Annotated in this window: 19 protein-coding genes; 13 read left to right on the forward strand and 6 right to left on the reverse strand. The window is 41.9% G+C overall.

From position 1 onward, the window contains the following. Positions 1-3: 3 nt before the first annotated feature. The 5 genes from AB4Z08_RS20050 (at position 4) to AB4Z08_RS20070 (ending at position 4,176) form a co-directional block, all read left to right on the forward strand. Positions 4-375, forward strand: a complete 372-nt coding sequence (locus AB4Z08_RS20050; RefSeq protein ID WP_441575556.1) for a VOC family protein — start codon at positions 4-6, stop codon at positions 373-375. Positions 376-517: 142 nt separating this feature from the next. Beyond that, positions 518-1,639, forward strand: a complete 1,122-nt coding sequence (locus tag AB4Z08_RS20055; RefSeq protein WP_441575557.1) for a helix-turn-helix domain-containing protein — start codon at positions 518-520, stop codon at positions 1,637-1,639. Between the two features lie 276 nt (positions 1,640-1,915). Then, complete coding sequence (locus AB4Z08_RS20060; protein ID WP_441575558.1) at positions 1,916-3,373, forward strand: serine/threonine protein kinase; 1,458 nt, start codon at positions 1,916-1,918, stop codon at positions 3,371-3,373. 2 nt (positions 3,374-3,375) lie between these two features. Further along, entirely contained in the window at positions 3,376-3,816 is a 441-nt protein-coding gene (locus AB4Z08_RS20065; RefSeq protein WP_441575559.1) for a MauE/DoxX family redox-associated membrane protein, read from the forward strand. 108 nt (positions 3,817-3,924) lie between these two features. Continuing rightward, positions 3,925-4,176 carry a hypothetical protein gene (locus tag AB4Z08_RS20070; RefSeq protein WP_441575560.1) on the forward strand — a complete coding sequence of 84 codons (252 nt, stop codon included), beginning with the start codon at positions 3,925-3,927 and terminating at the stop codon, positions 4,174-4,176. 557 nt (positions 4,177-4,733) lie between these two features. On the opposite strand, the gene AB4Z08_RS20075 is transcribed toward AB4Z08_RS20070, so the two are convergent. From AB4Z08_RS20075 to AB4Z08_RS20085, 3 genes are read right to left on the reverse strand one after another with little or no spacing between them, the layout of a single operon-like run. Further along, positions 4,734-6,014 carry a TlpA family protein disulfide reductase gene (locus tag AB4Z08_RS20075; RefSeq protein ID WP_441575561.1) on the reverse strand — a complete coding sequence of 427 codons (1,281 nt, stop codon included), beginning with the start codon at positions 6,012-6,014 and terminating at the stop codon, positions 4,734-4,736. A gap of 19 nt (positions 6,015-6,033) precedes the next feature. Beyond that, positions 6,034-7,455 carry a RagB/SusD family nutrient uptake outer membrane protein gene (locus AB4Z08_RS20080; RefSeq protein ID WP_441575562.1) on the reverse strand — a complete coding sequence of 474 codons (1,422 nt, stop codon included), beginning with the start codon at positions 7,453-7,455 and terminating at the stop codon, positions 6,034-6,036. 49 nt (positions 7,456-7,504) lie between these two features. Continuing rightward, positions 7,505-10,771, reverse strand: coding sequence for a SusC/RagA family TonB-linked outer membrane protein (locus AB4Z08_RS20085; RefSeq protein WP_441575563.1), 3,267 nt, complete (start codon positions 10,769-10,771; stop codon positions 7,505-7,507). A 258-nt stretch (positions 10,772-11,029) separates the two neighbouring features. On the opposite strand from AB4Z08_RS20085, the gene AB4Z08_RS20090 reads away from it, so the two are divergent. Continuing rightward, complete coding sequence (locus tag AB4Z08_RS20090; RefSeq protein ID WP_441575564.1) at positions 11,030-11,566, forward strand: RNA polymerase sigma factor; 537 nt, start codon at positions 11,030-11,032, stop codon at positions 11,564-11,566. A 65-nt stretch (positions 11,567-11,631) separates the two neighbouring features. Beyond that, the gene (locus AB4Z08_RS20095; protein ID WP_441575565.1) at positions 11,632-12,741 is read left to right on the forward strand and encodes a FecR family protein; all 1,110 of its coding nucleotides are present in this window, start codon (positions 11,632-11,634) and stop codon (positions 12,739-12,741) included. On the opposite strand, the gene AB4Z08_RS20100 is transcribed toward AB4Z08_RS20095, so the two are convergent. Then, positions 12,724-14,190 (reverse strand): hypothetical protein, encoded by a 1,467-nt coding sequence (locus AB4Z08_RS20100; protein WP_441575566.1) that lies wholly within the window; start codon positions 14,188-14,190, stop codon positions 12,724-12,726. The two genes, AB4Z08_RS20095 and AB4Z08_RS20100, sit on opposite strands and share 18 nt — an antisense overlap. A gap of 89 nt (positions 14,191-14,279) precedes the next feature. On the opposite strand from AB4Z08_RS20100, the gene AB4Z08_RS20105 reads away from it, so the two are divergent. Further along, entirely contained in the window at positions 14,280-15,317 is a 1,038-nt protein-coding gene (locus AB4Z08_RS20105; RefSeq protein WP_441575567.1) for a 1,4-beta-xylanase, read from the forward strand. A gap of 92 nt (positions 15,318-15,409) precedes the next feature. After that, entirely contained in the window at positions 15,410-16,009 is a 600-nt protein-coding gene (locus AB4Z08_RS20110; protein WP_441575568.1) for a DNA alkylation repair protein, read from the forward strand. Positions 16,010-16,072: 63 nt separating this feature from the next. Here the strand turns inward: AB4Z08_RS20110 and AB4Z08_RS20115 are convergent, their stop codons facing one another. After that, positions 16,073-17,302 (reverse strand): DUF255 domain-containing protein, encoded by a 1,230-nt coding sequence (locus AB4Z08_RS20115; RefSeq protein WP_441575569.1) that lies wholly within the window; start codon positions 17,300-17,302, stop codon positions 16,073-16,075. 222 nt (positions 17,303-17,524) lie between these two features. Between AB4Z08_RS20115 and AB4Z08_RS20120 the strand changes: the two genes are divergently transcribed. Then, complete coding sequence (locus AB4Z08_RS20120; RefSeq protein ID WP_441575570.1) at positions 17,525-17,953, forward strand: hypothetical protein; 429 nt, start codon at positions 17,525-17,527, stop codon at positions 17,951-17,953. A gap of 265 nt (positions 17,954-18,218) precedes the next feature. Then, complete coding sequence (locus AB4Z08_RS20125) at positions 18,219-19,145, forward strand: AraC family transcriptional regulator (protein ID WP_441575571.1); 927 nt, start codon at positions 18,219-18,221, stop codon at positions 19,143-19,145. Positions 19,146-19,202: 57 nt separating this feature from the next. Here the strand turns inward: AB4Z08_RS20125 and AB4Z08_RS20130 are convergent, their stop codons facing one another. Then, entirely contained in the window at positions 19,203-20,240 is a 1,038-nt protein-coding gene (locus AB4Z08_RS20130) for an aldo/keto reductase (protein WP_441575572.1), read from the reverse strand. Between the two features lie 420 nt (positions 20,241-20,660). Between AB4Z08_RS20130 and AB4Z08_RS20135 the strand changes: the two genes are divergently transcribed. Together AB4Z08_RS20135 and fucP are read left to right on the forward strand one after the other, a co-directional pair. Beyond that, on the forward strand, positions 20,661-21,614 hold the full coding sequence (locus AB4Z08_RS20135) for a bifunctional helix-turn-helix transcriptional regulator/GNAT family N-acetyltransferase (RefSeq protein WP_441575573.1): 954 nt from the start codon (positions 20,661-20,663) through the stop codon (positions 21,612-21,614). A 205-nt stretch (positions 21,615-21,819) separates the two neighbouring features. After that, positions 21,820-23,106: an L-fucose:H+ symporter permease gene (fucP, locus tag AB4Z08_RS20140; protein ID WP_441575574.1), complete on the forward strand. Its 1,287-nt coding sequence runs from the start codon at positions 21,820-21,822 to the stop codon at positions 23,104-23,106. The last annotated feature ends 129 nt before the right edge of the window (positions 23,107-23,235 follow it).

Consider the following 23,235-nt stretch of genomic DNA (forward strand, 5'->3'; position numbering starts at 1 on the left):
ATTATGAAATTACCTGAAGGACACCATCAAGTAATACCTTATCTGATCCTGAAAAATGCAGAAGGATTTTTCGACTTTACAAAACAGGTATTTGGCGCAAAGGAACGTCATCGCAGCTACCAGGATGATAAAAAATCATTAAGGCACGGAGAGATCAGTATTGGTGACAGCGTTATTATGTTTGGACAGACCAGCGACAACTGGGGAACAGACAATGCCGGATTATTTATTTATGTGGAAGATGCCGATGCTACTTTCAAGAAGGCGCTGGATGCCGGTGCGACAGAAGTGATGCCGGTAACGGATCAGTCGTACGGCCGTTCGGGAGGTGTTAAAGATCCGTTTGGTAATACCTGGTGGATTACAGCAGCATAACGTATATACATTAGCGTTACTTTCATAAAGTGCTTAAAAGATAAGCCGGCCTTACCCGCCGGCTTTTTTATTTGGGAATTGTTCTAATGTTAAGTTTTTATTATCGCCATATAGCTGCAGTAGCGGCTAGTAATTTGCTATGATGCGCTACTGTTCAGCAGCGTATTTTGACCAGGCACGCGAACCTGTGCCAACCGGTGTGCTGTTTGTCTCACCCATTAAATTTAGTTTAAAAATGATTATTGATGACTATCCTGCGACAATAAGATTTTTGCTATCAACCAAATCTAAAGAAACAACTGAATCATCACCCTTGTTGCCCCTACATTACCAGCACAATGCTTTAAAAGGCACGTTTGTAACGTACACAGAGGGGGGATTCGGTTGTTTTGCTACCCAGGAAATACGCAGTGAACAGTGGGTGATGGGCTGGTTGAATTTTTCTATCCGGCATCCGGTACCGCTCAGTTTCGTTGCCAGCAAACCCATGGTAGCCCTGGTATGTACCTTAAAGGGAAAGGTAACCTATGAACTTCCTGGTTACGGTAATTTCACCTTACAAAAGGGGAAGTATGGTTTTTATTACGTTCCTCCTCACACCACCAACCATGTTTTTTTAACAGAAGAGGAACACCATGCCGTCTATTTCTCTTTCTCTGCTCCATTTCTGGAATCGTTTGCAACACAGCATGCCAACTTCCAGGAACTCTATGCGGCGCAGCAGAACGAGGCGAAAAGCGGGAATGTATTTCCTGTCTTTAAAATTGGGATAGAAGAGCGTAAAATTCTGGATGCCATCAGGCACAACAATTTAACAGGCCCCGCGAAACAGATATTCTTACAGGCGAGAATTAACGATTTGCTGGTCAGCTATTTTTCATCGCTGGAAACCATTGACAAAGGACAGTTGCGTGTAGAAGACCAGCAGGAACGATTTAAAGAAATAGAGAAGTTTATACAGGAGAATTATCATATACCGCTTAAAATTCAGTACTTAAGCCGTAAAGCAGGCATGAACCTACGTAGTTTTGAAAAGGGATTCAAGGCCTACTTTGGCGTAAAGGCAAAGGAATATATTGAGCAGCTGCGAGTGAAGCTGGCGGCAGACCTGTTAAGGAACAGCGATATGCCTATTACTGCGATAGCTTATCATGTGGGCTTCGCCGGAACGAATTATTTCTCCTTTGTATTCCGTAAAATTCTGCATTGTTCTCCGCGGGAATACCGGCAAAGAGGAGAGGAGAAGAAAGGCGAATTATTGTAGGTTTTTATATTCGCGTTTTTGAACATTATTTTAGAATTAATTTTTGATATTTACATAAGAAGACACAACGTTAGAAGAGTATAATCTGATAGCCCAACTTTATTGATTTACAGCAAGTGAACTATACCTGTTGAATAACCGGGAAACCCCTGGATTGTAATAATTGTACATATATGGACGTGACCTTTCATGTTTCTTTTTATGAGGAACAACGGGAATGGTATGCGCTATTTATTTTACCGGATATTTTATAGGCCCTCAAAATAAAAACAGTTTATGAACCCTGCATCTGAAAAGGATCCCTTAGAACTATCAGAAGAAGAACGACTGCAAAAAATTGATTTTGGTAAGTATTTTCATAAATATGGTATTGACTACAGAATAGAAGCTCCGTGGATGGTGGTAGGGGACTTGAATTTTGATAAGAAGTGGATATTTTTTTTATCCGTGCTTGAACGGGATGTAAAACCACTGTTGGACATTGTTTTGCCAGTATTGTTTCTCCATAAGCTTTCTTTTCGTGTAGTACAGAATTATGACTATGTGCGAAGAATGAATGGCATGTGGATGGGGTTACATGAGGTTGGTAAGGTAGTTACCATATCACTTCCTGATGAGCGAACGGCAGTTATGTTGGCAAGAGAGTTGGTAAGGTTGACAGTGGATTTTAAAGGACCGATAGTACAAGATGCTTTACGCCTTGGCGCCATATTATATACGAATATTTGTGAAGTGGAAGTAAATGAATCTAATGAAGCTACTGGCCTTATAAGTAATTATCTGCCCCCTAAATCGAAGATACCTTTTAAAATTGCAGGTGCCTACAAACGGAAGAAGCGGAAAGGTATAATTGGCCGCTATTACGTGCCTATACGGGTGATACAACCCAATACTAAAGGAGATATAGTATGGGGCGTTAATCTGAGAAAATGGGCATTTACGCAATGTATTATAAAGCAGGCAAGAGGCTTCTCGTTTTATGATAGTCTTGGAAGGGAATCTACGCATAAACTGATTTGGCAAAGAGCAGTCCTGGAAGACATACAGGATAAAATATTGGTACCAAAGCTAATAGATTTCTGTAGGAAGAAGGATGACTATTACCTTATAATGGAGTTTGTTGATGGTAATAATTTGCGTGAGCAGGTAAAGAATATATATAATAACAATAGGTGGTCAGAACTTTCCCCGGACCGTAGGCAAAACTTGTTAATGTTATTTTTCGATGCTGTAATTCTCGTGAAAACGCTTCATGAACTAGGATACGCCCATCGGGATATTACAGATGTTAACTTTATGGTAACCCCTGCAGGAAAAATGTACTTGTTGGATTTCGAGTTAACCTGCTCTATCACAAAAGGATTACCTGATCCTCCTCACGGCCTTGGTACTTTTGGATTTGTTTCACCTGAGCAACTTAAAAGCAGTAAGCCCGATTTTACAGAGGATATCTATTCATTGGGGGCATTACTGCTGACCATTCTCACAGGAAAGCATCCATATGAGGTATTAAGTGCAGGAATAGACAAGGCTATGGAAGAACTGGATGCATTAACAGGTAACGCTAATATGACGGTTTTGATACAACAGTTACTGGAAGATGATCCTTCTAAACGCCCAACAATAGAGAATATCCTCGCATTTATAAGTGGAGAGATTGACCGTTTTGGAAAAGAGGGAGCTGTAAATTCAACTGAAGTGAAATTATCTCAGGAAGCTTTATTAATTAAATAGAAATGAAAAAAATATCGATTATATACGAAGTAGTTGTTCTGTTATTTATCCTGATGTTTTTATATGCTGCGTTTAATAAATTATTCTCTTTTGAGGTCTACAAATTGCAGTTAGATACTCAACCATTCGATGACAGGTACACTCCTCTTTTGGCAGTTGCAATTCCATCTGCTGAAATACTTGTATCATTATTATTAATAATTCCTAAAACGAAAACGCTGGGGCTTTATTTAGCCACTTTCCTCATGGTAATATTTACGGGATACATTGTCCTTATAAAAGTACGCTATTTTGGTATGATTCCTTGTAGCTGTGGAGGTGTCATTACTCACCTTACATGGATCCAGCATTTGTGGTTTAATTTGTTTTTCCTCGTGGGGGGTATTTCGGGCATCATTTCCAAGAGAAAATTGATGGCTGACCAAAGACTAGCTTCGAATTGAATTTCCTTTTAGATAAAGTAATTATGCGGCCACATATAGGATGTCACACCTATCCTGTCAGCAAAAGGTGTGTTGATAATTTATTTTTTAACATTTAAACTCAATTTTATGAAACGCACTCAAATGATTCTCGCTGCGCTTTTTGCAGTTACCGGTATTGGAGCAGCATATGCTTCTCAGCCAAAGGTTTCTGGACCTGCAGCTATTTACAGATGGCATACTGTTGGTGCTAATTTCACAACAGTTCTCACTGCTGCTACTGCTGCTGCAAGCTTAAGGTGTAATCCAGGTTCTGGTAAATGTCTGATTGGTACGTCAGCCGGATTAGCCAACAAAACTCTTCCTGGTATCTTCCATTGATTGAAGCATTCAGCTTAGACTACTAAAGGCTGACGATAACTATTGAGTTATAGGGAATACTATTCCCTATTTTTAGATAGATATTTGTCAGCCTTGTTATTATGTTTCAATTTTCATCAAATTATGGTAGCGAATATGTTTATTGTTCTTTTTCGTTTTAGTAAGTTATGTTTTAAACATTCAAAATCAATTTTATGAGACGATATCAATTATTTTTTGCGCTACTCTGCGGAGTTACTGGTATTGGAGCTGCGTATGCTTCTCAACCATGGAGTTCCCCAACGAGTCTATCTTACAGGTGGTATACCCCAGAGGGTACTTTTGTTTTCCTTGCTCAAACAGTTGTTGCCAAATTAAGATGTAGCCCTGGTAACGTCCTGGTTTGTTTAATTGGCACCGTCATAGGAGCCCAGCCAATTACGATCCTGGGTACGTTTAATTAGTGATGATATTTAGTTAGGTTTGCAGTTGGTCGACGATACTTATTGAAGTATGGTCACATTTAAATTATGCGTTATCTTCAGATAAACAATCGCCGGACTCATTGTGTTTAACTGTTAATGTTTGGTGATATCATTTGAATTTTCATTACCGTAACTAAACACAAGAAAGTCTATTTTCCTTATTTCTCTGGTTATTTTTAAATTATAAACTTCAATTTCTCTATTAACCTTTTCAAGGTTGCTCCAGTCCATCGGAATACTAATGAACCTGAATTTTTTGCTTAAGGTATATCCCGTTTCATCTATAATAGGGTCAGTAATTTCGTTGTTTAAATAGTATTTTATGAACCGCCAGTTAGAGTGACTTAAGACATAATTTCCATCTTTTATATAACTATCGGCGAAGCCACCTGCTATGTCGGTGGTGTCTGTAACTGAAGGCTTATTTACTTTTGACAGTACATAAACCAATGCCGGTTTATTTTTTACGGTAGTTGTTATTTTGAAATACCTGTCAAGGTCTTTTTGCATGTATTCAAAAACGTGGGCTCTTGAAGTATCCTTCAACATCAGGTCATAGCAAAATAGATTTTTTCCTGAATAGTCATAGGATTCGAAAAGTGTCGAATCGATTTTTTCATATATATATTGTGAGTTTTTTATCCCATCAAGGGAATATGCGATCGTGTAAATTCTTTTTAGTGGATAATTGACCACTTTTACACCCCTGAGACCATTTTCCTGAGGCTCAGAATTTTCATAGCCCATTTTTTTTTGGTATCCGCCAATATAGGAGTATTGGAAAGTAGGTGTTGGGTCTACTTCAAGAAATAGTTTTGAAGTATTCATTGATATGTCGTTTGATTCTTGTTTAACGGCCAAATGCAGTGGTTCACCATTTATGAATTTAGTAATGTTCTCCTCCGTAATTTCATCTGCTCCGGTAATTGCCTGTACTATTCCATTCTTATCGATCCAGATTTCATGTGGATAGTAGAGGTGAGGAAATACATTTAATAAAATGGTATCGGAAGTTGTGGTGGGCAAGCTAACATTCCGTAACGTATATTTATTCGTCAGGAATCTGGAGACAGTTTCTTTTTTTTCAAATGTGCTCATCAGTACATTGAATTTTCCTTTGTATTTTTCGTGAAGGGAATCCAATTTTGGCATTGCTGCAATACAAGAGCCACAGTAGGTAAACCAGAAATCGATAATGAGTGGTTTTCCTTTAAACTCTGAGCGTAAATTGATGTTGTTTTTCGCATATCTGAACAGCTCTGTTAATAACACATCCGGTATCCGTTCATTGATCCCAGTTTTCTGAGCTTTTACATAAAGGAATAGCTGTTGACAAATGATTAGTAACGCAATTATTTTTTTGTACTTAGTCATGACAATCTTAGTTTGATTTTTAGTTATAACCTGGATTTTGGGTAAGTGTCGTATTGAGCCGCGTTTCATTAAAAGGAATTGGGTATAGGGCATCGGTTGACTTCCACTGCGGTTTTAATGGTTTTAAGACCCTATCAGCCTCATTGTGCCGGATAAGATCAAACCAGCGGTGTCCCCATTCGCAAAAGAACTCTATTCTGTTTTCATGTTTTACGGCTGCTGTTGTCTGTGTTGGCGTTAGTGTGTAAGGTAATTTAGGCAATGCCTGTAGTACTGACTCATCGCGTGCTCTGTCCCTTAGCATATTGAGATCATCTATAGCACCTTTTATATTGCCCTGTTCAGTTCTTGCCTCTGCCCGGATTAGATATTGTTCAGCTAAACGAAATACTGTAAAATAGTCGATGGCGGGATCAGGTAAAGGATTTGCGTTTTTGTATTTATATGGATAATAAAAGGTATCGCTACCAATGGTCATATAGTTTGTCCAGTTTGAAAGTCTTTTATCCCCTTTTTCAAAATCGTCCATTAGTTGTCTGGAAATGATGCACTTCGGGGGGGCTGTGGATGATGGAGCCGGAATAATATAAGAACCTTCCAAAGATAGATATCCATTTTGTATAGGAATCAGTTGCCAGATGGATTCGGTACTATTCGGAAGAAATACGCCATTTAAGTCAATAGTCAGACTGTATACTTTTGCATCAATGATTTGCGAAGCTATGCTTTCGGCATCTTTCCATTTTTTTTCATATAAATAGTATCTGGCCAATAATGCGAGAGCAGTGAATCGATTAGGTCTAACATGTCCGGTTGTTGGGTAGTTTGGTGTTAGTAGCGAAACAGCATCTGTAAGGTCTGACAATATATTTTTCTTTATGTCCGATACAGGCGTTCTGGGTATTCTTTTGTTTACTTCGTAGTCTGTGCTGGTTTCATAAGGAACATCACCGAATAAGTTAATCATGTAAAAGTAAATGAATGCTCTTGCAAACTTACTTTCACCTAATAGTTGATTTTTCACAGCTGGGCTTAAAGTGGTGCTGAGCGTTAAACCCGATATACAGGTGTTGATCTGATAAAGGCTAACATAGGGTCTTAACCAGAATTTTGTTTGAATGGCGTCATTTCCCACCGAGATGGTATTGTCCGCAAATTCCTGTTCTATTGTTTCTGTTGCGCTGGTAGAGATTAATTCATCTGATGATAACCCCGTGTATATTGTTACCGCACCACTGGTAAGGTTAAGGTAAGGATACATCATTTGTGAATATATTCCCAATACAGCTGTCGTTGCAGCTGCATCGTTCTGAAATAGGGTCGTGGCAGTTACCTTGTCAATTGGAAGTGGTACATCTACCAATTTGTTGCAGGATAATATACCTGACATGGTTACGAAAAGTAGTGTATATAAGGCGGGTAAGTGTGGTGTTTTCTTCATAGTCGTTCTTTATTATCCAGGAGGTAAAGTGAAATAATTAGGCACAATATTACAGGGTAACCTGTAACCCGGCTGTAATTGTTCTTAATGGTGGAAGGGTTTGCAGGTTTTGGGTTTCCGGGTCTGTTACTTTGTATTTTGTTATAGTGAACAGGTTCTGTCCCAATAAGAATACCCTCATTTTTAATTGACTTTTCAGAATAGATGACAGGTTGTATGACAAGGATAGATTTTTCAGACGTATGTAGGAGGCGTTTGAGTAGATCACATCTGAACTGCTCAAATACCCAAGCTGTCTATAGGCTGCGCTTCTGGTGGAGGCCGTGAAATTTTGAATTTCCTTAGAATACAGCATTTCAGCTGGTTGATTATTTATAAAACCAGGTGAACCCCTACGGTTTGCATATATGCTGCCGAAATAGTTTTGACCATCCTGGTTTTTAAATTCAAAGAAGATGTCCAGATCTATTCCTTTATAGGAAAGGTGATTTCCGATACCTCCATAATACTTCGGATCGAGATTGGCAATCGGGAGAAAGTCGTTTCCATCTAGCATATTGTCACCATTCACATCAGTGAACGTATATATGCCTTTGTCATTAATCCCCAAAGAATGGTAGCCATTGATGACATTAATAGATTGACCAGTTTTATAAACAGTTGCATAGGGACTTGTTAGCAAGTCAGGGAATGAAAGTAATTTGTTTTTTGGAATAGTAATATTTGCATTTATATTCCACTTGAAATTTTTAGTAGACAAAATATCTCCGCTCAGGCTAATTTCAAAACCACTGTTTTGAATTAGCGCGGGTAGGTTGGCTGTTACGTTACTAAAACCAGTTTGGGAAGGCAGATTATAAAGAATTAGCTGATTGTCACAACGATTGCGGAAATATGCCAACGTGGTCAGTAGTCTGTTGTTCCAAAGCCCCAGTTCTAAAGCTCCCTCTAACTTTCTATTTCTTTCCCAGTTATAATTTGGATTGAATAGCCCTTCCGGCGTGAGTGTGGTAATACCCTGATATGGTAGTTGATAAATTGAGGACCAGGCATCCAGATATTTGTAGTCTCCAATCTGATCGTTGCCGGAGGTTCCATAGCTACCTCTTATTTTGGCGTAACTGAGAACTGGTATATGATCTTTAACAAAGTTCTCGTTTGAGATGATCCAGCCGACTCCTAAAGCGCCGAAATTTGAGTATCTGTGGCCAGGCCCAAACCTACTGGATCCATCTCTTCGTCCGGAAATATTTATTAAATATTTGTCATTCAGATTATAATTAATACGACCGAACATAGCTGCATATTTGTATTCGCTATATCTATTATCAGTATTAGTTACCGGAGCTGCCGCTATTGATTTAATCAATGCATCGTTCGTATATCCGCTTGCACTTATACTAAATGAACTATTTTGAATTTTTTGCCAGCTGCCCCCCAGCAATGCGTTCAGTTGTCCACCCAGCACCTTTTTGCTATATTCCAATTGTGGTTCAACACTCCAGCTTTTGAAGCTGGTATTGGCAAAGTTTGAAGAACCTGTGATGGTACCCGTGGTATTAGGATTGACTGCTATTTGTGGAAAGGTGCTAATTTCATTTGATGATATGGAGTTGTAACCCACCCGTGTTTTTATTTTTAAGTCAGTTGTGATTCGGTAGGTCAGTTGCAAACTGGAAAGTAGGTTATCTGATTTAATTTCATATTTATTATTAACCAGTGCCATGGGGTTATTAAAAGGGCCCCCCGGAGGTCCCCAGTTAATTTGTCCCGCTTCATTATATAGGGGAGGAGCATTGGGGGGTAACTGGGAAAGAGATTGTGACTGTGGCATATTGATATTATTTGAGCTATAGATTGTTGAAAAATCCAGCCCAAATTTTTGATCAGCAGATTGATGATTTAAGTTGGAATTAAGGGAAACCCTGTTATTGTAGCCATTTCCCAGGAGTACGGTGCCATCGTGATGATATCCGGTGCCAATCAGAAACTGCGTATTTTTATTTCCTCCACTTACTGAAGCATTTGCATTAGTGGTATGGGCAGTATTACCCTGTAACATTTTCTGCCAGTCCGTATTTCGGGTGGTATCCCATACCAACAGGTCGTATGCATTTGTTTTGGTAGGAGTGACGCCATCATTTTGAAACGCTTTTCGTCTTACTTGTAAATACTCTTTTGTATTCAACATCTTGGGGATTTTTGTTGATTGACTTATACCAGAGGATGCGGAGACATTAAATCCGGTTTTACCTGCTTTACCTTTTTTGGTAGTGATTAGTATAACCCCATTTGCGCCGCGGCTCCCGTATATGGAGGTGGCATCTGCATCTTTCAATACGTCAATACTTTCGATGTCGTCTGGATTGATTGTACTAAATGGACTTACTGCATCGACGGCTGCTGATCCATAGCCTGTAAAAGTGGATGCCATACTTCCACTGCTTATGCCGTTATTTCCGGATGCCATCGGTACACCATCTATAATAAACAGCGGGTCTGAACCGCTGAAAATGCTGTTCTTACCACGTAACTGTACTTTCACTGCCGCTCCCGGTAAGCCATTCACCGGTGTAATTGTCAGCCCCGGCACCCTCCCCTGTAGCGCCAGTAAAACATTAGATACGGGCTGCTGTTGAATTTCCTTCGCACTTACCCTACTTACGCTTCCCGTATTATACCGCTGTGTAGTGGTGCCGTAGCCTATCACTACCGTTTCATCCAGCTTGCTCACAGCCGGCCTGAGCACAATGCTGATAGCGGACTTGTTCTTTAATGTAAATCGCTCTGCTACAAACCCTGTAAAACTGACAATCATAACAGCATTAGGCGGAACATCAGAGATATGAAACCGCCCGTTTACATCTGTCACTGCTCCCATTTTAGAATTTGCTACTTTAATAGTAGCGCCAATCAATGGCAATGATTTATCATCCGTTACCTGCCCGGTAATCATCACTCCTGACGTTAATGCGCCACTGTCTTTTAATGGTTTGGGAATAGTCGGATCCATCTCCTTTCTCAAATAAATCCCATTATCAATATACTTCCAGGTAATTCCCTTTGCGGAGAACAATTGACCCAACACGGTATTAAGTGGAGCCTCATTATAACTGACATTAACTTTTTCATTGGTATTTACCTCTGTTTCGCTGTAGTTAAAACGACGGTGTGTTTGCTTCTCTATATTTTTCATAATACTGGCCAGGGAAGCATTTCCAGCCATGAGTGTTACTTTGTCATCACTGTATTCCTGCGCAGACAGCGTTAAGCAGAAACGCAGGAGCATCATGACAAGGAATGACCTGCTTAGCATGGAGCGAATTTTAAAATTTTTGCTCATAAGTACATGTTGAGGATGATGGTGTTAAAACAGCAATTAGTTTTTCGAGGGAAAAGATTCACATGACATGTACTTAGAAGGAACCGATTAATTCAGCAGGTACTATTCCACAGCCCGGATTTTGATGTTAATATAATATGAACAATACCCAAACCTTGTTTTGTTAACTTTCAGTTTACAGTTGTCGGAGAAATATTTATTTGATTGCATATGAATTTAATCATCAGCCGTATGCATGAAATAAGCGACGAAGCATTATTTAATCTGGTACAAACGGGATGCAAGGACGCATTCAATACGCTTGTAATCCGTTACCAGCAGCTGCTGTTCATGGCAGCCAGGCAGCGGTTAGGTTCAGAAGAGGAGGCGCATGACGCTGTACAGGAAGTATTTATCTGGCTTTGGCAGAAAAAAAGCAGTGTACAGCTGCAATCCTCTTTAAGGAACTATCTTTACGGCGCGATCAGGAACTATTGCCTGAATATCATCCGGTCGCAGAAGAGTATAAAAAAACGCCAGCAACAATACGCCTATGTCAGAGAGATTTTCGTTAGTCCGGCAGAGCTGGAGAACAAAGAGCTGGGGCTCCGCCTCCGCCACGCCATCAATAATATTGCTCCCGCCAGCAGAGCAGTTTTTGAAATGCAATACCTGGAAGGTATCAGCCAGAAAGAGATTGCAGCCAGAAGAGGTATTGGGTTACAAACAGTGAAAAATCAGGTGCTCACCGCATTGAAGGAACTTCGGAATAATCTGAAGCAGCTTTAATTAATAATTTTTTAATCCTGATAGTACCTGTTTATGCTTTTTGTTCCTTATACATAGAATTGACTATGAAAACTGATAAAGAATATCTAACCCAACTGGTACTTTTTGAAATTTCAGGTAAAATCCAGGAAGATGAAAAGGCCGAGTTAAGCAGGATGATCCGTGAGGATCAGGAGGCGGCTGATCTGTATGCCCAGCTGCATATCACCCTGCCACAAAATACCACCAGCAGTTGGGGGCCGGATGAAGTTTGGGAAGCTATTCGCCGCAGAAAACAACAAAGGATCATCGGGGGAAGTATCAAAGGCCTGGCTGTCGTATTTGTAGCGGCCCTGCTAGGATTCCTTTTTATGATGCCAAAGCATACGATAGAGCCGCCAACTTTTGCTACCAATAAAGGACATGTTAAATTACAACTCTCAGGAGGACAAATGGTCGATCTGAGTAGCCAGCAGGGACAAGTGCAGGCAGGCAGTGTAGCCCTGAATAACCAGCATAAGCAACTTCATTTTAGCAACGATGCCACACAAGTGCAATATGCTACTATTACTGTTCCGGCAGGCAAGGATTATACTGTACACCTGCCCGATGGATCCGAAGTGCAACTGAATGCCGAAACTCAGTTGCTGTTTCCACTGTCGTTTACAGGACCCTCCAGGGAAATCACTGTCAGAGGAGAAGCATATATAAAGGTAGCTGCTGCGGAAAATCAACCTTTCTTTGTTCATCTTCCGGGTGCTACCGTACAGGTACTGGGCACAGAATTTAATGTGAATACTTATGACAGCAACAAAGTAAAAGTGGCATTAGTAAAAGGTGCCGTGAAAATGAATACCGACAGAGATACTGCGCTATTAAAACCAGGCTATGTCTCCGAGTTAACCACAGGAAAACAGCTAAGTATGTACAGGTATGATGTGGATGATGTACTGGCATGGCGACAAGGACTACATTTGTTCAACAACGCTTCTGTAGAAGAAGTAGCCATGCTGATTCATCGTTTTTACGGCATCCCGGTACAACTGGACATGATGCCGGAACACAGAAAGCCATTTACCGGCTTCATTGACCGCAATAAGCCGGCAGCCAACTTTTTAGAGGGATTGAAATTTGCTCAGTATGCAGATTATTATTTCGATAAGGATAGTGCCCTGCATTTAAGACCCTTGCGGTGAAGGAGCGGAAAATAGATCCAGTCTTCCTGCCATCAGTAAAGAAAAGGAAAAAAAGAGGGTCATAGGAAATACCTGGTATCGGAACACGATAGGAGAAGCCAGGATGCTGAAGCCACAGTTAGCCAACACCAATAAACTGATGATAAGTAATGCATGTTGAAATGATTTGTCTTTCGCCCGGGTATGCCTGCTTTTTATCCATAAGATCAAGGTCCAGATAAAGAGAAGATTAACAACAAGGAAAAGACCAGGAAACAACATCAGGATGGCGCCCTGAATTTCTAACGAGATAGCTTTTACACGCGTGCTGGGATAGTGGAACCATCTGGCTGCCATTGGATATACCTCTTCCTGCCCCAGGTTATATCTTTCCAGTTTTTCTAATGGAGGTGAGCAGTAGTTTAACGCATTGGGCAACAAAAAGTACCTGGCAAAAGCTATCGGGTGACGGAGGATTAGAAACCTGCCATAACTGCCATAAATGGGGGCCACGGCTCCCCAGGCAGCAATGCCGTTGGTGCTGTCTTTATCGATGTCAACATGAGTAGCTAAGTACTGCTTTAAAGGAGCCTTCGGGTATTTGATATAAAATGCCCCGTCTCTTGGTGAAACCGTTTTTGCATTTTCATGGTATTTCCCGAAAAAGCGCTTCACCTCCTGATCAAACTCCCTGCATTCTACCGGAGGTTGCCCGTTTTCTGTAATAAACGGATACATGTACAAAGCGTTGTTGGCCATTTGCCAGCCGCCAAAAATAGAAAATTGCCGGGTGCCGGTTAAGGTATAAGCACTGTTCTTTGTATGATTAATAAATAAGAAGATGAGTCCCAATGGCAGTGCAATCCCAATCAGTTTCCAGACCAGTGCGCGCCTTGATATTAATAGGGCGATAGCACTAATAATCGGATAAAACATCGCATTATACCGCAGCGTAAATAACACAGCTATCAATAAAGCATGTACCAAAATCTGGTACGGGCGCGGCCGGTGAATAATCCAGAGTAACTGTACCACCCACAACAAACTAAGACCTAAAAATAAGGCATCACTGGAAATGTAATTACTTAAATATAAAAGCAATGGATTGAAAAAGAGACATACAAAGATAATGGTACTGATTTGTCTGGCGGGGGTGTAGAAATACAACAATGTAAAGAAGAAGTATAAAGCAATCAGCTGCCCAAACAGGTATTGGAAACCCACCACCGCGGTGTCAGAAGAAGTGATATGACGAAATAGCCAAAGAAATTTTGAATAGCCAATAGGCCATATATTTACGTCATACCTCGCAGCCGCTGCAAAAATATAACTATACGAATCCGAAAAGAAATCCGCATAAGGATAACATAACTTGAAGATGATGAGTTGTATAATAGCGCCGATCACCGCTACCAGTAAATAAACACGATTATCCTTAGATAATACAAACGAGGGAAAAGTAGTTGACATACGTGCAGGGTTGTTAAATAATTTACTTTATCTCCTTAGGAAAAACTTGTCCATTTTAGCAAAACAACAAATGATAATATTAACTTAATATGAAAGCAATCGTTGTACTGTTACTATTCAGCACCACCCTTTACGCGCAGTCTCCATCTACCTGGTCCACCGATAAAGCCAACAACTGGTATGCACAACAACCATGGATGACCGGCGCCAACTTCATCCCCTCCACCGCCGTAAATCAACTGGAAATGTGGCAGGAAGATACCTTCGATCCCACTACGATTAAAACAGAACTGGGATACGCCGCCGCTATTGGCTTTAATACGATGAGGGTATACCTGCATCACGTAGCCTGGCAGGAAGATGCTGCAGGGTTTAAAAACAGGATAAAACAATACCTCCGCATCGCAGCATCATACAACATAAAAACTATCTTCGTTTTTTTCGATGACTGCTGGCGGGATCAATATCATCCCGGCACCCAGCCAGCCCCGATACCAGGAGTGCACAACAGCGGCTGGCTCAAAGACCCCGGCGGCTATATCGATAACAACCCCGCGCTAATGGATACCCTGCAATGGTATGTAAAGGATGTTCTGACCACTTTTGAAAATGATGAACGTATCTCCATGTGGGACCTTTATAATGAGCCCGGTCATTTTGGTCATGGTGATAAAAGCTGGCCCTTGTTGAAGAATGTGGTATCCTGGGCAAGAGCTATTCAACCCAGCCAACCAATTACGATAGGTATTTGGAATAAGGACTTCACCGCTTTCAACCAGTTTCAACTGGAAAATTCGGATGTGATCACCTTTCATAATTACCGGGACACTACCTCGCTGTTAACAGCTATAGATACACTAAAAGGATATAAACGGCCTGTTATCTGTACGGAATATATGAAACGGCCCAATAACAGCACATTTGCTACTCATCTCCCTATTTTTAAAGTAAATAGTGTGGGAGCCATCAACTGGGGGCTGGTAGCAGGTAAAACCCAAACCAACTATCCACAGGGAAATAAAGGGGGAGAAGCCGCGCCGGCATTGTGGTATCATGATATATTTCGCCCGGATGGATCTCCTTTTGATGAACAGGAAATCTCTTTTATTAAGAAAATAAATCAATAGTTTCCCTTGTCCCGAAAATTGAAATTCTATTCACAAATCATCTGAACACTTACACCCGGAATAATTATATTTAGTATGAAATTGTTCCACATATGCTATCATCTGTTATCGCCGCTTTGAAAAAAGTAGAACACGGCTTCAAATATATTACAGAAGCTGGTGATAAAATATTAGAGGATACCAGTCTCGATCATCTGAAAACAGCTACGGGATTGATTGCAGGCGACAGTTACCAGGAGCGGATGTTAGGTGTTCATCTGCTGGGGCTGTTGTCGCCAGAAGAGGAGAAAGCATTACAGTTGCTTAAAACCAAAGTTGTCATTGATGAAAACTGGCGGGTGCAGGAAATGCTGGCCAAAGCGATTGATCATTATTGCAAAATTGTTGGTTATGAAAAAGCGTTGCCGGAAATCAAACGCTGGGGGAGTGATCATAATCCTCTTCTCAACAGAGCGGTAGTGGAAGGTTTACGCATCTGGACCGGCCGGCCTTACTTTAAGGAGCATCCGGAAATGGCGATTGAGCTGATCAGTAAATTGAAATCAAAAGAAAGTGAATATTTGCGTAAGTCGGTGGGGAATGCTTTAAGAGATATCCGTAAAAAGCATGGTGCGCTGGTGGAGCGGGAAGTAAAAACCTGGGATCTGTCTGTTCCCGAAATTGCTTTTACGTATAAATTAGTCATGAAATAGAAACCGGTTCATGAATCGCTGAAAAGCTTTCCATGAACCGGTTCCTTTTGGGAGGCAGCGCTGCTATTCCCAGTATTTTTCACCCTTCTTCATCTTCTCCAGGGTAGTTTCATAATTCTTCTTCTCATCGCCATCCGCTTTGTTCAGGGCTTTTTCTTCCCATGCGATCGCATCGTCTTTCTTGCCGGATTTGTACAGCAGGTTAGCGTAGGTGTCCATGAAAGCAGGGATTTCAGTGTCTTTGAAAGAGCGTTTGCTCCATTCCAGTGCCTGTTCTATGCACTGCATGTCATTACATTTTTCAAAGATGGTCCAGGCATATTCATTCAGTGCCTGTGGATCTGCTTTGTGGCCATATTTTTTCATATAGGCTACAATGTTAGCCACTGCATTGTTGGCATCTTTGATATAGCTGTAATACTGTACCTTGGTTTTCAGGATTACTTCTTCTGCTATGCCTGGGTATTTGGCAGCAAGATTTTTTTCCACTGCGGCCCAGTCAGGAGCGCTCTGGTCTTTCTTCATCAGCTGAGGATATACTTCCTCTTTAGTAGCAATTTCCATCACTTTCTCTTCTGCTTTACCGGCGCCGAGTACTTTATTTACTTTATCGGCGTGGTGGAGGAACATATCAAAACCCACATCCTTGCTGCTTTGGGTGAATTTGCCGATGAACTGCAGGTTTACCGGTGTATAAAGATCTTTCTGTTGGCTCAGGTACAGTTTGGAGATGTCTGTCGCATTTTCCATGTCATATTTGTCCAGTGCGAGGTAGGCCAGTTTGCGTAAGAACGCAGTATCTTTCTGTCCTTTTTTAAATTTGTCCAGCTGAGTGTAATACTGCGTGGCAGGGTTCAGGGATGCGGCACATCTTTCAATAAACTGATCTGCTTCGGCACCACCCACCTGACGATCTACGATATGACCATCGGGCGCAAATACCAGGAAGGTAGGATAGGCGCGGATGCTGTAATTTTTTTCAATTTCTTTGGCAGATGCATACCAGTTTTTTACGTCTTCATTGTCTTTTTCTGTTTGGTCCATCTGCACTTTTACGCTGATATATTTATCATTCATAAAGTTGCCTACTTTTTCCTGCGGAAAAATATTGGCAGACATAAACTTGCAGGGGCCGCACCAGGTGGTGAAACAGTCCATGAAGATGTATTTGTTCTCTGCCTTGGCTTTGGCTTGTACAGCGGCCCAGGTGCTGCCGTGCTCAAAATGGATCCCTTTATCCTGCGCTACCGCCAGTAAGGGTAGCAGAAAGGTAAGGAGGAGTAATTTTTTCATAATGCTTGGTTTGTGGTTTGATTTCTTACACACTAATTTAAGTCAGTTCGGGAAGAAAACCGGACGGCCCCGGAAATTATTTGACAAGATAAGTTGGTTCCAAGTGGCCAGACAAGCCTTTCCTGGCGGACATAGACTGCCTGTATTCTTTGGCGTGCCTGTAACTTTTTTGAAGAAGGTGTCGTTAAACAGATATCTCCCAAAATCTAAATCATCCAATCTATGAAACATTTTTATGTAGCAGCCTCCTTCCTTTTGTTAGCAGTAGTTTTTGTTAGCTGTAAAAAAAAGGATAAAGATACCGACCCTCTTAAGCGGTTCACAGGTACCTGGGAAATAGTAGCAGAGCGCGGAGTAAATGGTTACCGCATTTATGCTCCAGGAGAAGGGGCCCGAACGATCTTTAAATCAGATTATACCTATTTTAGACATGTTGCCGGTATCGCAGATGAAGAGGGAAGCTTTAAATTTACACGCGTCAACGCAAAACCGGAACTTGATGCTCCTGCCTATGACCTGATCATTTTCGGTTCTTCTTATACCAACAGTTATGTTTTTTTTAAAGATACGCTTGTATTAAGCCCTTATTCTTTTAATCCGGGTACTCCGAATTACCAGATATGGGAAACCAAGCTGGTACGGGTTCCCTGAGTGAGAATAATAAGTGCTGCCGTCGGGCAGGAGCCTAAATAAAAGAGGCGGTACTCTATCACGATACCGCCTCCGCTCATTGTAAACAGTTTGATGGATCCAGGTGGATGTTAATACACTATGATGGTTTCCGTCTCCGAAACCTAAATATGCTAAACAATCTGCAAGCGGTTGTTAAATATTGTATTTTTCTATAGCACATTTGTACCTGTTTTTCGGCTATTAGTGAAATTGTGGTAAATTGTTATAGGTTAAAACTTCCGCTATGCCGGTAAAACATTATGTGCAGCAGGTAGACCTTACACATCCCAAATACCTGCAACGTCTGGTAGAGAACCGGCGTGTCTTCAATTCAAACAATTGCGAATTCAACGTCTTTGAGAGTTACCAGCAGGCTTACCGGGTACCACTGACCTTTGGGGATTTGGTAATTACCAGTATGGTGCAGGGCAAAAAGATCATGCATCTGCCCGAACAGCCAGCCTTTGAATACCAACCTGGGGAATCGGTAATTGTGCCTGCCAATGAAACGATGATCATCGATTTTCCGGAAGCAGCAGCAGATAATCCTACCCAATGTATTGCCCTGTCGGTGGACGAAAGCTTTATCCGCAATACGCTGGTGTATCTTAATGAGTATTATAACAGCGAGCCTACAGAAAAAAATGACTGGCGCCTGCAGTTTAATAAATACCATTTCAACAACGATGCAGATCTAACAGACCTGATCAATAAACTGATCCGCATTTGTCAGAGTCCGGATCGTGGCAGGGATATTTATGCCGATCTCAGCATGAAAGAGCTGTTGATCCGAATTCTGCAAAGTCAGCACCTGCAACTGGTAGCGGAGGAAAGGAATACTAACAGTAATAATACCCGCTTCCATTTTGTGCTGCACTATATTCATGAACACTTAACCGAAAACATTCCCATAGATGCCCTTTGCCGAAAGGCTTACCTGAGCCGGAACATTTTTTTTAAATGGTTCAAGGAACAATTTGGCATCACTCCATTGCAATATATTAACAGGGAAAGACTAAAGCTGGCGAAGCAGTTGCTGGCCGATAGGAACAATACGGTGAGCCAGGTAAGCATGCAATGCGGGTTTAACGACACCAATTACTTTATCCGGCTGTTCAGGAGTGCCGAAGGCATTACTCCTGGTACCTACCAGCTGATTTGTTTTAAGTAAGATATACAGGAAATATATTTCTTACCCGGGCGCGGCCCGGGTAAGAAAATAACGGCATTAGTAAAATGCCGGAGGAGGATTCAATGTAAGATTTTGCCGCTGATGCCAATAAGGATAGATAGTAGGCACTTCACTGGCGGCATCCAGTTGCTTTACCTGTTCTGTTGTCAGGTTCCAGCCGGTGGCGCCCAGGTTTTGAATGAGCTGTTCTTCATTGCGCGCTCCAATGATGATACTGGATACTGTAGGGCGTTGCAGCAGCCAGTTGAGTGATATCTGTGCCACTGTTTTACCCGTTTCTGCAGCTATTTCATCCAGTGCATCAATAATATTATAGAACACCTCTTCTTTCACTACCGCTTCAGGTACGGGACTGCCACCCTGGGCTACACGACCCTGCTGAGGAATAGGGCTGTTGCGGCGATATTTGCCACCGAGCCGGCCTGCAGCCAGCGGCGACCAAACAATAGCGCCTACTCCCTGATCAATACCTAAGGGCATCAACTCCCATTCATATTCCCTGTTGACCAGCGAATAGTATACCTGGTGTGCTACATAACGGTTCCAGCCATATTTTTCGGCAATGGCCTGCGATTTCATCAGGTGCCAGCCGGAAAAGTTGGAGGCGGCAATGTAACGTACCTTACCACTTTGTACCAGGTCATCCAGCACCCGCATGGTTTCTTCCACTGGTGTAACACCATCAAAGCCGTGCATATGGTAAATATCGATATAGTCCGTTCCGAGACGTTTCAGACTTCCTTCTATCTGACGTAGTAAATGGAAACGGGAAGATCCCTGGTTGTTGGGTGCTTTTCCGAATGTAAAAGTAGCCTTGGTAGAAATCAGCAACTGATCTCTTTTGCCCGCAATGGCTTTGCCCAGGATCTCTTCTGAAAGACCATCAGAATAAATATCGGCGGTATCGAACAGGTTAACGCCTGCATCCAGGCAAAGATTTACCAGCCGCGTGGCTTCCGCTGCCTGTGTGCTGCCCCAGGCTTTAAAGAAATCATTGCCTCCGCCGAAAGTGGCGGTACCAAAGCTAAGCACCGGTACCTGTAGCCCTGATGCACCTAATTGTCTGTATTCCATTGGATGTAATTTTATCGTTTTTATATTGGCCACCTGTGTGACGGTATACAAAGGTCGGGGAAAGGAGGGAAGGACACTTGTAAATTTATAGTATATAATTGTACTTTTTTGAGATGAAGAAACTGAAGCGGTTCGATACGCTGGTCATTCATTAATTGGAAGAAAAGATACTCCACCTGCCGTTACATAGTCATACTTACTACGAGATCATCTATATTTTTAAAGGGAGTGACATCCATCATGTCAATAGGAACCAGCTTTCTTATAAAGCAGGGATCTGTTTTTGATTGCACTGGAAGATGAATATTATTTTGAGATAAAAAAGTAAGCCGTTCACATTTCACCCGTGACCACATAAAAAAAGTTGCGTTTTAAAATTATTCCTATATTTGCGTAACTGATTACGTAATTAACTACAATATGGAATTCTTTAATAAAACCGGAAAGGCAGCGCTTGGCAGCAGACTGCGTATGTTAACAGAAACCATCACTGAAGATGCCGCACAGATCTTTAAGCTGTACGACACGCCGCTGCAACCAAAATGGTTTCCCGTATTTTATGTATTATCAGAAGGAGGAGAGAAAACGATCACGGCTATCGCCCAGGAAATAGGGCACTCACATCCTTCCGTGAGCAAGATCATCACGGAAATGCGAAAGAAAGGACTGGTAGCAGAGAAAAAGGATAAGACAGATGGCCGGAGAAATATGGTAAGTCTCACAAAAAAAGGAGCCGATATCAATGCAAACCTCAAAGAGCAACTCATTGATGTGGGCAATGCCGTAGAAGCCATTTCAGCGCAGGCCTCCCATGATTTATGGAAGGCAATACAGGAATGGGAATACCTCCTGCAGCAGCAGTCACTGCTGGACAGGGTCAGAGAACAACGAAAGAAGCGGGAGGCGGGTAATGTGCAGATCGTGGATTACACCCCCAAATATAAATCTGCTTTCAAAGCATTAAACGAAGAATGGATTTCTACCTGGTTTAAGATGGAAGAAACGGACTATAAATCGCTCGACAATCCGGAAGGATACATCCTGAAAAAAGGTGGTCATATTTTCGTGGCGCTCTATAATGATGAACCTGTTGGGGTTTGCGCACTCATTAAGATGGATGATCCGGACTACGATTACGAACTGGCTAAGATGGCGGTGTCTCCCAAAGCTCAGGGAAAAAGCATAGGATGGTTACTGGGGCAGGCTATTATAAAGAAAGCAACAGCTCTCGGCGCACGAAATGTTTACCTGGAAAGCAATACCATATTAAAACCAGCTATCAGTCTGTATGAGAAGCTGGGCTTTAAAAAAGTAGCCGGCCGGCCTACACCTTATGAGCGTGCAAATATACAAATGGAACTGCCGCTGAAATAAGTAGCGTTCTCCAGAATACCTGCAAATGGCTTCCGTAACAGGAGGCCATTTTTTTTTATCCGGCAACTGTGGGTGCCGCCAATAAATAAACAAGGATAGTGATTATTAAAATGGAACCGTATATTAGTGCTCTGACGGCCGAACGCTTTTCCTATGAAGCCGGCTATCTGACCACGTTATGCAAAAAAATTAAAAACTCAAGAACATGATATCACCTGACTCTTTGGAACAGGAAGCATTTCAGACAGCTAAAAATTCTGCTAAACTATCCACGTCCTTACCGGCAAAATTTACAGAAAAGAAATACGTCATTACACTGATATTCGTCACCTCGCTTTTTATGTGCTGGGGCATTGCGCTGACAATGGGAGATGTATTGAATAAACATTTTCAAAACGTATTAGGCTTATCCAAATCACAATCGGGGCTGGTACAGTTTTCTATTTTTGGTGCTTACGCGCTTATGTCTGTTCCCGCGGGGTTGTTCATTAAAAAGATGGGATACAAAAATGGGGTATTACTGGGCCTCACCTTATATGCCCTGGGTGCATTTCTGTTTGTCCCGGCCGCCAATGCAGGTTCATTTGCTATTTTTCGTATAGCCTTATTTGTATTAGCCTGTGGCATGGCAACACTGGAAACTGTAGCGCATCCGTTTATGGCCGCCCTGGGCGATCAGCGCACCAGTGATCAGCGTATCAACTTCGCACAATCATTCAATGCGGTAGGCGCCATCGTAGGACCTACCATGGGCAGCTATTTTCTGCTCAGTGAAAAACAGGAAGCAGGCAATGAATTATCGTCTGTAAAAACATTATACATCTGTATAGGCGCGGTGATTGCGATCATCGCTATTGCTTTTGCGCTGGTGAAAGTGCCTCCGGTAACAGATCCGCATGATGGTACTGCTGACACTGTCGCAACAGGTACGGTCAGCATCCGTAAAAAGTTATTCCAGCAAAAACATTTTGTATGGGCAGTAGTGGCGCAGTTCTTTAACGTGGCAGCACAGGCCGGCACCTGGGCTTTCTTTATCAACTACGGTCATGAAGTGATGCATTTCTCCGATGGGAAAGCCGGTTATTTTATGACGTTGTTCATGGGGATGATGCTGGCCGGCAGATTTGTAGGTACAGCTTTAATGCGGTTTATTGCACCTAATAAACTCCTGGCGGCTTTTGCACTGGGAAATATACTGATGTGTGTCCTCGCGGCACAGGGTTGGGGCTGGACTTCCTACATCGCGCTGCTGATGATTAACTTCTTTTTCAGCATCATGTATCCCACTATTTTCAGTCTCGGTTTAAAAGACCTGGGCCCGCAAACACAGCAGGCTTCTTCCTTTATTGTAATGGGCATGTTTGGTGGGGCCATTTTCCCTTTCATCATGGGACGCCTGGCAGATACCAATATTGCTACCGCCTACTACCTGCCGATCGTTTGCTATGCCGTTATTTTCCTCTTTGGATATAAGTTGTATAAACTCAGGTAAATATTTTACTGCTGCTGCTAATATCTGGCAGCAAAATGTATTTAAGATTGCGAAAAGCCGTTCCTTTGTAGAACGGCTTTTCTTTGCCCGGCAACGTATGAACAAAGGAGTAAGTTGCATTGTTGCTAA

Source organism: Chitinophaga sp. RAB17, from assembly GCF_052114225.1.
Classification (GTDB): Bacteria; Bacteroidota; Bacteroidia; order Chitinophagales; family Chitinophagaceae; genus Chitinophaga.

Bases quoted from the DNA above. Each gene is read 5' to 3' on its own strand.
- AB4Z08_RS20085 (WP_441575563.1), bottom strand. From the start codon at position 10,771: ATGCTAAGCAGGTCATTCCTTGTCATGATGCTCCTGCGTTTCTGCTTA.
- AB4Z08_RS20055 (WP_441575557.1), top strand. From the start codon at position 518: ATGCGCTACTGTTCAGCAGCGTATTTTGACCAGGCACGCGAACCTGTG.
- AB4Z08_RS20130 (WP_441575572.1), bottom strand. From the start codon at position 20,240: ATGGAATACAGACAATTAGGTGCATCAGGGCTACAGGTACCGGTGCTT.
- AB4Z08_RS20060 (WP_441575558.1), top strand. From the start codon at position 1,916: ATGAACCCTGCATCTGAAAAGGATCCCTTAGAACTATCAGAAGAAGAA.
- AB4Z08_RS20065 (WP_441575559.1), top strand. From the start codon at position 3,376: ATGAAAAAAATATCGATTATATACGAAGTAGTTGTTCTGTTATTTATC.
- AB4Z08_RS20110 (WP_441575568.1), top strand. From the start codon at position 15,410: ATGCTATCATCTGTTATCGCCGCTTTGAAAAAAGTAGAACACGGCTTC.
- AB4Z08_RS20100 (WP_441575566.1), bottom strand. From the start codon at position 14,190: ATGTCAACTACTTTTCCCTCGTTTGTATTATCTAAGGATAATCGTGTT.
- AB4Z08_RS20135 (WP_441575573.1), top strand. From the start codon at position 20,661: ATGGAATTCTTTAATAAAACCGGAAAGGCAGCGCTTGGCAGCAGACTG.
- AB4Z08_RS20105 (WP_441575567.1), top strand. From the start codon at position 14,280: ATGAAAGCAATCGTTGTACTGTTACTATTCAGCACCACCCTTTACGCG.
- AB4Z08_RS20125 (WP_441575571.1), top strand. From the start codon at position 18,219: ATGCCGGTAAAACATTATGTGCAGCAGGTAGACCTTACACATCCCAAA.
- AB4Z08_RS20080 (WP_441575562.1), bottom strand. From the start codon at position 7,455: ATGAAGAAAACACCACACTTACCCGCCTTATATACACTACTTTTCGTA.
- AB4Z08_RS20120 (WP_441575570.1), top strand. From the start codon at position 17,525: ATGAAACATTTTTATGTAGCAGCCTCCTTCCTTTTGTTAGCAGTAGTT.
- AB4Z08_RS20115 (WP_441575569.1), bottom strand. From the start codon at position 17,302: ATGAAAAAATTACTCCTCCTTACCTTTCTGCTACCCTTACTGGCGGTA.
- AB4Z08_RS20075 (WP_441575561.1), bottom strand. From the start codon at position 6,014: ATGACTAAGTACAAAAAAATAATTGCGTTACTAATCATTTGTCAACAG.
- fucP (WP_441575574.1), top strand. From the start codon at position 21,820: ATGATATCACCTGACTCTTTGGAACAGGAAGCATTTCAGACAGCTAAA.
- AB4Z08_RS20090 (WP_441575564.1), top strand. From the start codon at position 11,030: ATGCATGAAATAAGCGACGAAGCATTATTTAATCTGGTACAAACGGGA.
- AB4Z08_RS20095 (WP_441575565.1), top strand. From the start codon at position 11,632: ATGAAAACTGATAAAGAATATCTAACCCAACTGGTACTTTTTGAAATT.
- AB4Z08_RS20050 (WP_441575556.1), top strand. From the start codon at position 4: ATGAAATTACCTGAAGGACACCATCAAGTAATACCTTATCTGATCCTG.
- AB4Z08_RS20070 (WP_441575560.1), top strand. From the start codon at position 3,925: ATGAAACGCACTCAAATGATTCTCGCTGCGCTTTTTGCAGTTACCGGT.